This is a genomic window from Nostoc sp. (genome assembly GCF_036917775.1).
GTDB lineage: Bacteria > Cyanobacteriota > Cyanobacteriia > Cyanobacteriales > Nostocaceae > Nostoc.
The window spans coordinates 1-14,866 of the sequence record NZ_JBALEQ010000016.1; the positions used below are offsets into that span (position 1 = coordinate 1).

The 14,866-nt window shown below is 41.8% G+C and carries 11 protein-coding genes; 6 read left to right on the forward strand and 5 right to left on the reverse strand.

The window, feature by feature from the left end; translation table 11 throughout:
- Nucleotides 1-344 precede the first annotated feature (344 nt).
- Both V7K69_RS02250 and V7K69_RS02255 read right to left on the reverse strand, forming a co-directional pair.
- Nucleotides 345-1,088, reverse strand: a complete 744-nt coding sequence (locus tag V7K69_RS02250; RefSeq protein WP_335031028.1) for a hypothetical protein — start codon at nt 1,086-1,088, stop codon at nt 345-347.
- A gap of 366 nt (nt 1,089-1,454) precedes the next feature.
- The gene (locus tag V7K69_RS02255) at nt 1,455-3,383 is read right to left on the reverse strand and encodes an alpha-amylase family glycosyl hydrolase (protein WP_335031030.1); all 1,929 of its coding nucleotides are present in this window, start codon (nt 3,381-3,383) and stop codon (nt 1,455-1,457) included.
- Between the two features lie 479 nt (nt 3,384-3,862).
- On the opposite strand from V7K69_RS02255, the gene V7K69_RS02260 reads away from it, so the two are divergent.
- The 3 genes from V7K69_RS02260 (at nt 3,863) to V7K69_RS02270 (ending at nt 7,683) form a co-directional block, all read left to right on the forward strand.
- Nucleotides 3,863-4,915: a hypothetical protein gene (locus tag V7K69_RS02260; protein WP_335031032.1), complete on the forward strand. Its 1,053-nt coding sequence runs from the start codon at nt 3,863-3,865 to the stop codon at nt 4,913-4,915.
- A 308-nt stretch (nt 4,916-5,223) separates the two neighbouring features.
- Nucleotides 5,224-7,077: a protein kinase domain-containing protein gene (locus V7K69_RS02265; RefSeq protein ID WP_335031034.1), complete on the forward strand. Its 1,854-nt coding sequence runs from the start codon at nt 5,224-5,226 to the stop codon at nt 7,075-7,077.
- A 387-nt stretch (nt 7,078-7,464) separates the two neighbouring features.
- Nucleotides 7,465-7,683 carry a hypothetical protein gene (locus V7K69_RS02270; RefSeq protein WP_114080301.1) on the forward strand — a complete coding sequence of 73 codons (219 nt, stop codon included), beginning with the start codon at nt 7,465-7,467 and terminating at the stop codon, nt 7,681-7,683.
- A 42-nt stretch (nt 7,684-7,725) separates the two neighbouring features.
- Here the strand turns inward: V7K69_RS02270 and ribD are convergent, their stop codons facing one another.
- Entirely contained in the window at nt 7,726-8,925 is a 1,200-nt protein-coding gene (ribD, locus tag V7K69_RS02275; protein WP_335031073.1) for a bifunctional diaminohydroxyphosphoribosylaminopyrimidine deaminase/5-amino-6-(5-phosphoribosylamino)uracil reductase RibD, read from the reverse strand.
- Nucleotides 8,926-9,108: 183 nt separating this feature from the next.
- Nucleotides 9,109-9,708 (reverse strand): MBL fold metallo-hydrolase, encoded by a 600-nt coding sequence (locus V7K69_RS02280; RefSeq protein WP_335031036.1) that lies wholly within the window; start codon nt 9,706-9,708, stop codon nt 9,109-9,111.
- Between the two features lie 123 nt (nt 9,709-9,831).
- On the opposite strand from V7K69_RS02280, the gene V7K69_RS02285 reads away from it, so the two are divergent.
- On the forward strand, nt 9,832-11,082 hold the full coding sequence (locus V7K69_RS02285) for a pyridoxal phosphate-dependent aminotransferase (protein ID WP_335031038.1): 1,251 nt from the start codon (nt 9,832-9,834) through the stop codon (nt 11,080-11,082).
- 215 nt (nt 11,083-11,297) lie between these two features.
- Here V7K69_RS02285 and dnaA read toward each other — a convergent pair whose 3' ends face one another.
- Nucleotides 11,298-12,677 carry a chromosomal replication initiator protein DnaA gene (gene dnaA, locus V7K69_RS02290; protein ID WP_185581117.1) on the reverse strand — a complete coding sequence of 460 codons (1,380 nt, stop codon included), beginning with the start codon at nt 12,675-12,677 and terminating at the stop codon, nt 11,298-11,300.
- Between the two features lie 300 nt (nt 12,678-12,977).
- On the opposite strand from dnaA, the gene V7K69_RS02295 reads away from it, so the two are divergent.
- Both V7K69_RS02295 and def read left to right on the forward strand, forming a co-directional pair.
- On the forward strand, nt 12,978-14,219 hold the full coding sequence (locus V7K69_RS02295) for an HhoA/HhoB/HtrA family serine endopeptidase (protein WP_335031041.1): 1,242 nt from the start codon (nt 12,978-12,980) through the stop codon (nt 14,217-14,219).
- A gap of 99 nt (nt 14,220-14,318) precedes the next feature.
- Entirely contained in the window at nt 14,319-14,849 is a 531-nt protein-coding gene (def, locus tag V7K69_RS02300) for a peptide deformylase (RefSeq protein ID WP_335031042.1), read from the forward strand.
- Nucleotides 14,850-14,866: the final 17 nt, after the last annotated feature.

A 14,866-nucleotide genomic window follows, 5' to 3' on the forward strand; every position in this document is an offset into this window, starting at 1 on the left:
CTCAAAACTATATCTATCAACCTTTTCGCCTTTCTTTAAGTATTTTTATGTTTTGTTGAGAAAGATCCGGGTAATGGATAGCTTAATAAGGGGGGTTAGGGGGGATCAATAAGTGCCTAAAATCACACCCAACCACTTTTCAAACAACCTCTAAGACTAGCCCTTTCAAGGTGCGTAAAAATTTGGTAAATAGATTTCTCTTTAAGCTCTATACTCTGTGTCCTCTGCACCTCTGTAGTTAGAAAAAATACTTTTAAACCGCAGAAGCACAGAGATCGCTGAGAAAAAATAAGAGTACGATACCACTACGGTAATTTTATTTTTACTTTATCAATAACCTGTTATTACCTCTTCACAGAAATTGTGTAACTAGGTAGATGGGAGGCATCTGTTTGAGTTTTTACAAGTCGCCAGTCATTATCTATATATAAATGCTGAAACACTTGAGAAGGTGCTAAAGATGGTTTTTTTAAATAATTTGTATGATCTATCTCTAGATTTTCTAATTCGAGAGCTTTTGGTAAAGCCAATTTTGACGCATTCAGTTTGACTTTAGTGTTAAGTACATTAGTAAACCATGTGTAGACTGATTCTAAAGTTAGAGGAATTTCTCTATTTTTAAAAGCCTGAAATCTATCAATATTTTGAAGATACCATTTACCATTTTGAACTCCATATTTTTGGATTACCATGAAATCATAAGCTGGTAATATTGAGTTAAAACTCTGGGATAAATACGGCTCTTTGCCCATTATATAGCGAGCGACACTGGCACAGTAACCATCATGCTGAAAAATTTGAAAAGACTGTTCTTGTATTCTTTTCGGTAAACTTTCATGAAATGAAATGGTAGACCATATTGGTGTCCAAACACCCACCAAAAGCCGTAATTGTTCCGTAACGCTGAAAACAGGATTTTGTTGGCTTAATTTTATAAAGTAGGGAAGTAATTCAGTTTTATAAAATTTAATTTCGTCATTTGAAGTTCCTGACTTTTGTTCTTGAACTCGTGCCAAAATCTCATTTTTAAATTTTACTTTTTTGGGAGCGCTTAATTGATTTTTTAGCAAGAGTTCAAACATCACCATTTACCTTTTTTCATTTTTTTAGATGACTTGGTAAGAATTAAAAACTGGTGATTTTAGTACTTATACAGGTATCATCTATTCTTTTACCCTGTAAGAGGTAGAGCTTTTTAGCTCCTGCCTTTGACAGTTATAAGGTGTTTATGTGCTTGATACTATCTATTCCTACTCACAAAATGGTGTGATCTAGATCACTGAAAACTAAAATATATTGAAAAAGTATTTAGAAATCAGAGCATTGCATATATAAATTTATAGCGACGACTCTCTGAGAACGTCAAAGACGAATCCATAAAATTAATTCACAAATAATAAAAAGTGAAGAATCAAAATTTGAATCCTTCACTTTTCATAACTTATTCGATATTTCTACGATTCTCTTCCCGATGCCCAGGTATCACGCCATTTAACAGTACCTTCTTTGGCAATCACCCAGCGACGATTGACCAAATTTTCCCGCAGAGGCGATCGCCCTTCCCGCCACATAGCATATTTATAAGCAATTAGCTTACCAGCGCTTTCATCAAAGGGAATCTCAGCAGACCAAGTATTTGAGTTGATGTACTCCAAAGGATATGCTTTGCTGATATCCCAGTTACCCAACTCTGGACAATCTCCTGTCACCACAATGATTTCACCGGGTTGAGTATTCACACCATTGAGTTGAACGCGCACAATTGTCTGTGCTTTGATCCGTTCTCCAACGTGGCTGAAAACAATCACTCCCCGTTCTTCTAATACTAAGTCATAAATCTTACCGTCTTTTACTTCATACTTATTGCGAGTCACTACGCAAGTATGTTCTCCATCGGGTAATTCTGTTTCTACTTCTGGGAGAGTAACTTCCCCTCCCCGGTTTAAAGCTACAAAACACAGAGAATCACGATAGCGGCGGACATAACAGTAAACATCGGCGGTCAAGTATTTCTGCCAATGGCTACCCATTGATATAGCAGGATTCAGTCGGCGTAAACCAGACAGCAACCGAATGCAACGATAAACCTCACTATCGGTATCCCAATTTTCCATCATCGGGCGGTTATATGGGTCATTACCGCCATCAGTATCGTTATGTAAATACTGTTCTGTGCCGTAATATATACAGGGAATACCGCGAGATGTCATAATTAGGGCGATCGCAACCTTCAACATCGCTGGATCGGGATTCAGCGATTGGAAGCGGCACATATCATGATTATCGATGAAGGTAACTAACTCTGTTGCCCCGTTATAGCGATAATCTTGGTCAAAAATGTATTGAATTGTTTGGAATCCCATTTCTGAACCTTGACCCAATGCGGCTCGAATTGCCACACATAGCCCAAAGTCTAGAAGTGTCATGCCTGAGTGATTGGTAAATTCCACTGAGCGATCGTCACTCGGATTACTATAAATCCATTCACCAAAAATAAATACATCTGGTTTATGATTGGTCATATCGCCAGTGAATTCTTGCCAAAACCAAATCGGCATGTGCTTGACAGTATCAACCCGCAGTGCATCCACACCTCTGTCTAGCCATTGTTTAATTGCTGACTTAATATACTGCCGATATTCAGTATTATTTTCATTGAAGGTTGCAAGACCAGATAGTTCACAATTCTGTACTTGCCAATCGTCTTCCCAGTTTTGCACTTCGCCATAGTGGTGATACCAATGATTGACATCATCATTGAAATCAGCAATTTTAACGCCATCATCATACAATTCACCTTTACTACCACTAGTATCAGGACTGCTATGGTTGCAGACAATATCTAGCACCAGCTTCATATTCCGCTTGTGCAGTTCTGTAATTAACCGATCAAATGTCGTATTTTGTTCTTCTTGGGTAGCGTTTAAAGAAGGGTTTTCTCCATCAGCAATGTAGCGAGGATTAATCCGCTTAAAGTCTTTTGTCCAATAGCCATGCATCGCCGCATTGCTAATAAATAACTCTTCTACTTGCTCGAATAGTGGAGTTAGCCAAAGGGCGGTAACTCCCATATTTTTGAGATAATCTAATTTATCGATGACACCTTGCAAGTCACCACCCCAGTACTTACCCCATTCTTGTCTATTGGGATCGTAGAGTTCTGAATTTTCACCTTCGCTGTTATCTGGATCGCCATCATAAAAGCGATCGACTACAAGAAAGTAAATGGTTTCCTGGCGAAATTCAATATCTCTGGTGTAAAGAAACTCTAGGTCAATCTCAGTTTCTGATGGTGGCGTTTCTATAATAGCGTCTACTTTTTCTTGTGCAGAATCAACTTTATATTGATCTGGGGAAAACTGAGATGGAGGGGTTTGTACCATAAAAAACTCAAAATTTCATGTAATTTACATTTGTAGAACTAACAGTACAAACGCTTTGAGTATTGTGTGTCACTACAAACATCGGTATTGTGACATCCTGCCTACGGTATAGGTATCTATCGTTAGCTAGTTTATAATTCTATCGATAGATATAATTCATCTTGCTAGAGGATAAAAATAAAGAAATATAGCATTTATTAACGATAATTGCTTAATAACAAAAATTTACAATATTTAATTAACTTGACCTGCGGTAAAAATTGAGCCTAACTCGTGTTTAAGCGTATATTCGACAACAGATTTTAGAACATCTCAACTCTTTGGAGATTAGCTCTCAACAAGATTTTGTTACACCTGAGCAATAGTGAGTAAACCACGTATTAGCCAACTTTTTCTCTAGAAGATTCGCTCCATTGGTAAACTGACCATTGTCACTTTCAATCTGTTTTTACTATCAAGGAATTATTTAGGTAGCAATTATGACCAAGTATGACAAGGTTTTTAACTCACCAAAGACATCAGAGGAATCGCTAAGTCCAGAGGAAGCGGTGGCGGCGATCGCAACTGTCACTGCGATCGCTGATTCAATGATTGAAGATGTAGATGCAGAAAGTTTAGCGGGTATCCTCTGGGAATTTGAGGTTTTCGAGGAATACTCAGAAGATGAAATCGCCGAAATAGTTGATAGACTCCTTGCCATTGCAGAAGAAGAGGGAATTGGGCCCCTGTTTAATGTCGCCAAAGTATCTCTCTCAGAAGAATTAGTGCTGGATGGTTTTGCTGCTGGGGTGATAGTGCTTTTAGACGATGAACTCGCCATCCCGAAATCGAAACAAGCTTACCTCAAAAAGCTACAAGCAGCCTTGGAACTCGAAGATGAAGAAGCAGAGGAAATCATTAAGGAGGTAATTGCAGCCTTTAAGGAAGCAGAAAATGAAGAATATGCGGAAGACGACGAAGATGAGACAGTAGTCATAGAAGATTTTAGCGAACAGACATATCAATCTCCTTTAGGTAATTTTGCTGTACCGATTCCGGTTGATCCGCAGCAGGGCGGTAGAATTCAAAGTCAGGAAGGAGTCGTTGGCTTTTCCGATGACATTGGTACTCTGCTGAGAATCGATTATTATCCTTTCCCTCTAGAACAGTTAGAGGAGTTGGAGTCTGTTGGACAAGAAGAATATTTACAAACAATTTTAGTAGACAAGTATGTACCCCAGGCAATTTTTGCCAATGTCCCAGATGCTTCTGTGGAGTACACCGAATATCTGGAAGATACTTTGCGAGGCGCTTACTATGTGTTAATTGATATGCCCAAAGGTTCGACAATTTCTAAGCAAGAAAATAATGGAACTGCGATCAGATTAGATGCGTACCGGGGTTTGCTCACCTTTATCAGTGGTGAATTTTTGTATATAGTTAGTAGTCAGCATAGCTTTCTGGACGGTGAAACTCCTGAGTCCCTTGAAGAAGAAGCTGAAGATATTAAGGAAAGTATTTTAGAGTTTGTTGAGACTATAGAGTTTACCTAAGAGGTTGTTTGAAAAGTAGTTGACTGTGATTTTAGGCACTCATTTATCCCCCCTTGGAAAGGCTACGGTGTACACACAAGTCAAATTACCCCCCTTAATCCCCCCTTTTGCAAGGGGGGAAAAAGAAATCTAGTTCCCTCCCCTGCCTCCCTTGCTTATCCGAACCGTATTGCACGGAGGTGGATTTTATCTGTGTAGACGCGAATGAGCTTCGCCCTGGCTTTGATGTGATGTACATTTGGAAAGGGCGATGTCTGACGACAAGCCCAGAGGCGGAGTGTCTCCGATGTCTATGCTTGTAATTTTTCATGACAATAACCCTGCTAAACAATCGCTATCAAGTTATCCAGGTAATCGGTGCTGGTGGTTTTGGCGAAACCTTTCTGGCAGAGGATGCTCACATGCCTTCTCGCCGTCGTTGTGTGATTAAGCAACTCAAACCGATAACTAATAATGATCCGCAAAATTACCAACTGATCCAACAACGGTTTGAACGAGAAGCCGCAACCTTGGAATATTTGGGTGAAAGTAGTAACCAAATTCCTAAACTCTACGCCTACTTTTCTGAGAACGGGCAATTTTACCTTGTCCAAGAATGGATTCACGGCCAAACTCTGACGAAAATTGTCGAAGCCAAAGGATTTGAGAGTGAAGCTGCTGTTCGACAAATTCTCTTGAGTCTGCTTTCAGTCTTAAATTATGTCCACAGTAAAGGCATTATTCACCGGGATATTAAACCTGAGAACATTATTCTCCGTTCTGTTGATAACAAGCCGGTTTTGATTGATTTTGGTGCAGTCAAAGAAACAATCCGTTCTGTAGTCAATTCTTCAGGATACCCCACGCGATCGCTCGTTATTGGTACGCCTGGATATATGCCTAGCGAACAAGCCGTTGGCCGCCCAGTTTACGCCACTGATATCTACAGCTTAGGTTTAACGGCGATTTATCTGCTGACTGGCAAACACCCGCAAGAATTGCAAACCGATCTCAAAACTGGGGAAATACTTTGGCAGGAACACGCCCCTAACGTCTCTTCTCAATTGGCGGCAGTACTCAATCAGGCAATTAAGCCTCATGCTGGCGATCGCTACAGCACTGCTAGTAAAATGTTACACGCTTTGCAGTCTGCTAGTAATATCCCTCCTGAGTTAGCTGCAAATACTCCGACAGTTAATTTTTATCCCCCTGCGACATCGACTCGACAAACCCAGCCATTATATTCCCCACAAAAACCAACTGTTATTCCAGGGACTTCCACTCCTGGAAACTGGCAAAAACCTGCTGTAATTATTGGTAGTTTGCTGGTAGGCGGCTTGATTGGTGCAATAGTGATTCCTAACATCATTCGTCAGCAACAACCAGAAACAACCATTGTTACAAGTCGCACCCCATCGCTAGAATCTTTGCCTACTCCCGCATCTACCGAATCGCCCCTTTCTTCCCAAACTTCTCCAGTCCCAGTTGTACCAGTCTCACCACCACGAAAGCGAGTAATTCCCGATCCTTTGCCAACCTTTAATCCCCCAGTTGTATCCACGCCACAGCCAGAAAAAGAGCCTGTAACTTCAGATACTCCAGCGCCAGAAGTGTCTTCTACACCACAGCCAGAACCAAATGAGACGATACCTGGGGCGGTCAATGACAACGCAGTTCCCACACCAGAAGTGCGTTCCAAACCACAGAAGAAGCCGCGCAGTAAATTAGCTGCTACTACCAGCAAACAAAGCGTTCCCGCATTTCCTACAGGTACAGCAAGAAACATTGTAGAAGCTAGCCTCGGTAAACCAAATCAAGATTTAAGAGGCGCATGGGGTAATACCCGTGCTGTCGTTTATAAACTAGTGCCCAACAAAATTGACCTTGGCTACTTATTTGATCGTAATTCTAAAGCGCTGCGCCAAACTGAGGTATCTTTTGCCCAATCGGTAGACCCGCAGGTGATGGAAGCTACCTTGAATGGCTTGTTAGACGGGCAAGCCACTGAAGAAATTAAGCAAGGACTAAAACAGGTACAACAGGGTCAGTCTGATAATTTTAGTTTTAAGAATGGCTCAGTCAAGGGCCAGATTATCCGCCAAGAATGTAATTTTATTTACATTAGCATTTGGGATGAAAATTTACATGATTTTGTGAGTCCATCGACAGCTAAAAAATGTTAACTTTCTAGAAAATGTTGTTCTCAAAAATTAAATTTTTGTATCTTAGAAGACAGATTCAGGATTCAATATAGTATTTGAAAAGCTGTCTTTCCTGGACTAAAATCAACATAATTTCGGTCTTAGCAAACACAAAAACCCAGTTTTTAGAATTAGTGTCTTTGTCTTCTAGGTTTTGCAACTAAACCCATAAAAACCTATTTACCCAATTCCCCATTCCCCATTCCCCATTCCAAGCTTAGTTTCAAATTCTTAATCTTCATAAAGTTATAAATACCATTATTAAGTTTTTAATAATACTTGTCTCAGCTTCTACATTCATGTCGTAAATTGCGATCGGAATTGTGTAATCTAAAGACAGCTAATAGCTCATTATTCAATCGAGGTCTGATGACTCCTACAATCATGCGTCAGCTTTGGTCAGTGGTTGAAACCGCCCAAGCCAAGCTCCTCTTACAACTGGATGATGCTAGCTTGGTGCAGTGGTTAGTGAAACAAACCGAAACACAAGTTTTGTTAGATCCTAACGAAACTGATTATCTCTGCCACTACATTCAATCTCGGCTAGCGCTTATCCGTGATATTGCCCATGAACGCCAGTGTTCATGATAGCAAAATCACGATTAATTGATTGATAGTCAAGTGTTAATACTATTGACTATTGGCTTTTTTGGGAAAATAACCTTCCACTAAGCAGTCAGAGCCTACTACACGCCAACGAACACGTTCTAGAGACAACGCCTCAGTCATGGTAGTAAAACCTAAATCGCCCACTGGTGTGGGAGCAATGCTACCACCAATAATTTTTGGGGCGATAAATGCCAAAACTTTTTGCACAGCTCCTTGAGCGATCGCACTAGCAGCTAAAGTACCGCCACATTCCCACAAGACGCTACAAAAACCCCGTTCATATAAGTACGCCATTGCGTTATCTGGTGTAAGGGATGTTAATTCCACGATTTCCACCCCCTGTTTGAGCAGCAGTTCTTGAAAATCAGGGTTAGCACCCTTCTCTGTCAACACCAAAGTTGGAGCATCCGTAGTTCGCCACAGGTGGGCACTTTCCGGTAAGTTGAGATGGCGACTCATCACCACCCGTAGGGGATTATGTGCCTCCGCATGATGGCTAGTTAAATAAGGATTATCTTGTCGGACTGTATTGCCGCCGACAATTATTGCATCGCAAGCTGCCCGTAGTTGATGTACTTCATTGCGGGCTTCTTGGCTTGTCACCCAGGCGCTATGACCAGAGGTGGTAGCAATTTTGCCATCTAAAGTCATGGCATATTTTAAAATTCCCAAAGGTCGTTTGTAGAGAATGCGATGCACAAAAGCTTCATTGAGCTGATGACAAGCTGATTCTTCTACTCCTACCAAGACTTCGATCCCCGCCGCGCGTAAACGGGCAATACCGCCTCCAGCTACCAGTGGATTGGGATCAACCATACCCACTACGACTTTTGCCACTCCAGCTTGGATTAATCCTTCGGAACACGGGGGAGTACGTCCGTAGTGATTGCAAGGTTCAAGTGATACATAGATTGTTGCACCACGAGCGCGATCGCCTGCTGCTTGCAAAGCAAACACTTCTGCATGAGGCTCACCTGCACGAGGATGAAACCCTTCGCCGACAATCTCGCCATCCTTGACAATCACCGCTCCCACTAAAGGATTTGGGGAAGTCCGTCCTAAAGCGCGGCGAGCAAGTTCCAAACACCGCAGCATCATGCGAGAGTCAAAATCAGTTCCGATCTTTTCTTTTATAACTGCTGACTCCACTAGATGTATATTTTCCTGAGTGTAATTTGCTAAGGATGTATCTGCTTGAGCGACCACTGGGGAATTATCCATAATTTTAGGCGGCAACACTGTAAATATTCTGCACGCGATCGCGCAGCCTTTCGACAGGAGACTCGCGCTTTGCTCCTAATAATTGAAAATAGAGGGAAAGGGAAAAGCCTAACTTTAGGAAATGTACTCCTTTTCGAGAGTAAAACAGTCTTCCCCTCTCCCCTTATTTTGACTCTCAATCATTTACAGCGTGGCTACAAGTTCCTGTAAGCGATCGCGTCCATCGCGGAAGACGGGCCAACCATCCCCCACCAGCACTGCTTCAACTCGACTCAGTTGAGCCAACCTGCGAACCGAAGCAATAGCTTCCTCTCGATTCAGTAGCTTGTCATCTGGCAATATAGTTAAGCTACCTGCTTTACGTGCCCTGACTAAATCCCCTGTAATCAAAGTTGTCTCCTCCAGTAACAGAGCTAATTCACCGGGAGTTTTCGAGCCTTGGAGTTCAATTACTTTTAACCCAGGTACAAACTCTTCACCATCAGACAGCCAGCGATCGCAAGGTATGGGAAAAGTGTCTTTTTCTGCCAATGGGCCAGCTATCTTAGCATAAGTTTGATCGGCAATATCTTTACTTGCCCTGATATGCTCGGAATTCGTCAGCACAATCCAGACTACACCACCGAGGGATTTCAAATGATTCCAATCATGGTTTGATAGGGCTACTGGGTCAATCAAGATGTTTCCATCTGGGCGAATCCAGGCAATCCCATTGAAATCAATATTTCTTGCCGGATTGAAATTAGACCAGCTATAAAGATCGGGACGGTGCAAAGATTTCATGATGATTCTGGATCAGTACTTCAGTAATTGACTATTAATATCAATAATTAAGTATATAGATTATAAGGTTGCATTCCCTCTGAATCTTGAATTTGAGTATACTACGATAAAGCTATCGGTATTATGGAATTTGTGGGATTTAGTTCCTACATAACCGCAATAGAGATCAACGGAGGTATGGGAGTGAGTGAGATTGGGCGTAAAAAAATATCAGCGAAGGCAGACCAGTTTAGAGAGTCGGTAATTCGGGAAATGACACGGGTGGCACTGCAATATAGTGCAGTGAATCTGGCTCAGGGGTTCCCTGATTTTCCATGTCCCTTGGAGTTGAAACAGGCAGCAAATGATGCAATAGAGGCAGATGTCAACCAGTATGCCATTACTTGGGGCGATCGCGCATTTCGTCAGGCGATCGCTAGCAAAGTTCGTTGGTATCTCGGCTTAGATATCGACCCTGAAACCCAAATCACCGTCACCTGTGGTTCCACAGAAGCAATGGCATCTGTAATGCTGGCGACAGTCGATCCTGGTGATGAAGTAATTGTATTTGAGCCTTATTACGAAAACTACGGCCCCGATGCGATTTTAGCTGGTGCCACACCCCGATACGTAACACTGCATCCTCCCCATTGGACATTTGATGAAGCACAGTTGCGTCAAGCTTTTAATGCTAATACCAAAGCTATTATTATCAACACACCGCATAACCCCACCGGCAAAGTCTTCACCCGTGAAGAACTCACCTTAATTGCTGAACTTTGTCAAAAATGGGATGTGTTAGCCTTCACAGATGAAATCTACGAACATATTCTCTATGATGGCACTCAACATATTGCCCTAGCGACCCTTCCCGGTATGGAAGAACGCACTGTTACCATCAACGGTTTATCCAAAACTTATAGTGTCACCGGATGGCGAGTTGGCTACATTTTGGCAAACCCCGAATTAACGGGAGCCATTCGTAAAGTCCATGATTTTCTCACCGTTGGCGCTCCCGCACCATTGCAACGAGCCGGAGTTGCCGCGATGCAACTACCACCATCCTATTATGAAGAACTAGGCAAACTTTATCACCAGAAGCGAGACTCCATCTTACAGATACTCAATGGAGTTGGTATTCCTTACTTCCTTCCCCAAGGAGCCTATTATGTTCTTGCAGATATTTCTAAATTTGGCTACAAAACAGATATTGAATTCACTTACCATCTAATTAAAAATATTGGTGTCGCCGTAGTTCCTGGTTCCAGCTTTTTCAGCCAACCAGAAAAAGGCCATTCATTGATCAGATTCTGCTTTAGCAAAACACCTGAGACATTACAAGCAGCGAGCGATCGCTTACTCAAACTACAGCAAACTCTGCAATCTACAACCTAATGCAAATTAATTTAACGTGAGTTCGAGAAACCTTTTCTTACCTGGACTTGAACTTTCGTTCCAGTCTGTCCTTCTCCGAATCAGAGAGGGGCGTGTTTTGCAGCTTTTTTTGGGATCAATCATCCGAGTGTCTTAAAATCGCTCGTGTCGCTTCCTTCTCAGGACTGTTCGCGCAGCGCTGACGAGGCGACAAGCGCCCCATCAGCATATTTTCCCTATGATTTTTGAGAACGGCTAGTCATGTTGATGCGATCGCTCAGTTGGCGGAGGGTTTGTGCTAAAGTGCGATCGCTCTGGTGGAGTTGGGTAATTTTATCGCAACTATAGATTACCGTTGTATGGTCTTTGCCACCAAACTCCTCGCCAATTCTCGGCAAACTCAGCGATGTATGTTGACGCATGAGATACATTCCTATTTGACGCGCCCAACTAATCTCTCTTCGTCGTGAGTTACCTTTGAGATCGTCTATTGAAACATCAAAATTATCCGCTACGACCTTTAAAATTGCTTCTGGGGTAGCTGCCATTTTTTCGTTAGGCGGTTCTAAAACAGGTGTGATATTTTCCACCGTCATCGGTAAGCCCCAAATAGAAATATAAGCCACCGCCCGAATTAAAGCTCCTTCTAATTCTCGAATATTAGAAGTATAGTTAGAAGCAATATACTCAATCACATCGCGGGGAAGACAAATATTTTCATCCTCGGCTTTTTTTTGCAAAATTGCCATCCTAGTTTCTAAATCCGGCTTTTGGATATCTGCGATTAACCCCATAGAAAACCGAGAACAAAGACGTTCTTGTAAGCTAGGAATCTGGTTAGGAGGACGATCGGAAGCAATTACAACTTGTTTGCCAGCTTCATGTAAAGTATTAAAAGTATAAAAAAATTCTTCTTGAGTGTATTCTTTGCCTTCAAGAAACTGAATATCATCAACTAATAAAACATCAGCAGCTCGATAATGTTCTCGAAAACTTTGCATACTATCTTTACGAATCGCTGTAATTAAATCATTAGTAAACTGTTCAGTAGAAACATAAAATATTTTACAATCAGGACAAATTTTCCAGCGATAATGACCAATAGCTTGCATCAGATGAGTTTTACCTAAACCTACACCACCACATAAAAATAAAGGATTAAACTCTTTACCTGGAGATTCTGCAACTGCCAAAGAAGCAGCGTGAGCCATCCGATTGTTGGCACCAACTACAAATCGTGAAAAGACATATTTAGAATTTAATTCAGTAGTTTTATGATTGTGATGAGAAACAGCTTCAGGAATACTGCTAGGATTTGTTGATTCCCAAGAAACCTCCCGTTCACTAAAATGAGAAACTTCATCACCTTGAGCAACAGTAATGTAAATTCCTACGGGATGACCGAGAATATCTTGTACTGCATGAGCAATGGTATTGATGTAATACTTTTGTAACCAATTACGAGCAAAAGGATTAGGAGTGCGGATTACTAAGCAATTATTTTCTAATCGCTCTGCACTAGCAGTTTTTATCCAAGTTTCAAAGGTCGGTCGGGATAGTTCAACCTGTAGGCGCTCTAGTACCTGACTCCACAGACTTTCTATGGGAATTTCCATTATCCACCACCTTTGCTGCTAATCGTCACAATAGAAGATAAAGCATCAATTTAGCATCCAGACACGCTAGACCTAGAATAAGCTTTTAAGTTGTAATCATTTTGGGACATACCCAGTAGGCAAGATCCTAACACTCACTGACCAAATCGAGTGCTGAGTACTGAGTGCTGAGTAAAGCAAAAATTTATCAGAGCCTTAGTACTCAGTATATGCCTCGTCCCTTATTATGAGCGGTTTTTTTAACTCAGCACTCGGCACTTTTAACTCAGCACTCTTATTGACACGGAGAAGCAACGATACATGAAGACAACAAACCATGACTTAGCACCCAAAAAAACTGATACCAGGGGTTTACACCAAAGGTGGTGGATGCTGTTATATGGGGTAGCAATGGTGTTCTTGGGAAGCTGCTCTCTTGTACCAGCTAAGACCTTTGAGACTCGACAAAGTGACACTCAACCCCAAGAAAGAATAGAACCCAATCAGGGAATTGTCCCCCCGCCGATTTTCTCGTCGTCTGGAGATCCTAATTTTGTCGTAAAAGTAGTACAAAATGTGGGGCCTGCGGTAGTTCGCATTGATTCTTCTCGAACAATCACTTCTCGCGTACCAGACGAATTTAACGATCCATTTTTCCGGCGGTTTTTTGGAGACGCAGCACCACAACCTAGACAACGGGTAGAGCGCGGTAGTGGCTCTGGATTTATTATTAATTCTTCAGGTCAAATTTTGACCAATTCCCATGTAGTAGATGGTGCTGATAGAGTGACTGTCATACTCAAAGATGGGCGGACTTTTGACGGTAAAGTACTAGGTGAAGATCCAGTAACGGATGTTGCTGTGATCAAAATTGATGCTAATAATCTGCCAACCTTATCTGTAGGTAACTCTGATGCTTTACAACCAGGAGAAGCAGTAATCGCTATTGGCAACCCTTTAGGCTTGAATAATACCGTCACTTCTGGGATTATTAGTGCTACAGGTCGTTCTGGTAGAGATATCGGTGCTAGTGACAAGCGGGTTGATTACATCCAAACCGATGCTGCGATTAACCCTGGTAATTCTGGTGGGCCATTGCTTAATGCTCGTGGACAGGTAATAGCGATGAACACAGCTATTATCCGAGGCGCTCAAGGCTTGGGATTTGCTATCCCCATTAACACTGCACAAAAAATTGCCCAGGAATTAATTGCTACAGGCAAAGTCGATCATCCTTATTTGGGTGTTCAGATGGTGACACTGACACCAGAAATTAAAGAAAAAATCAGAGATAGTGCAGGCGATCGCTTAAAGCTTACAGCAGAAGAGGGTGTTTTGCTGGTTGAGATTGTGCCGCGATCGCCTGCATCTGTAGCTGGATTACGAGTCGGTGATGTGATTAAAAGCATTAACAGCCAGCCTGTTACTAAAATTGAAGAAGTACAAAAGCTAGTAGAAAATAGCAAAATCGGTACTAAGTTACCAATGCAAGTAGAACGCAATGGGCAAATTGTCCAAATAGCAGTCCAACCTGCTGCTTTACCCGCAAGACGAGAAGGATAAAGTTTGTCATTGGTCATTGGTCATTGGTCATTGGTAATTTGTCATTAGTGAATACCAATGCCCCATTCCCCATTCCCCATTCCCCAAAATAGTTTTATCATGACTGAATTAGCACCAATCATTCAATTAGGCAATCCAAAATTGCGCCAAAAAGCTGTTTGGGTTGAGAATATTCAAGATGAGCATATCCAAAAATTAATTGAAGACTTAATCGCTACTGTTGCCAAGGCTAACGGCGTAGGAATTGCTGCGCCTCAAGTAGCACAATCTTATCGTTTATTTATTGTGGCTTCCCGTCCTAATGCCAGGTATCCCAACGCGCCGGAAATGGAACCTACTGCTATGATTAATCCCAAAATCATTGCTCATTCAACTGAAGTTGTCAAAGATTGGGAAGGTTGTTTAAGCGTTCCCGGAATTAGAGGGTTAGTTCCTCGCTATAAATCTATTGAAGTGGAATACACTGACTCTCAAGGCAATTTACAAAAGCAAGAATTAACCGATTTTATTGCTCGGATTTTTCAACACGAGTCCGATCATCTCGACGGTATCGTATTTGTCGATCGCCTAGAAAACACTCTCGATATGATTACTGAGCAAGAATATCAACAACGAGTAGTTAACAAATAAATGGGAGCAGGGGGGCA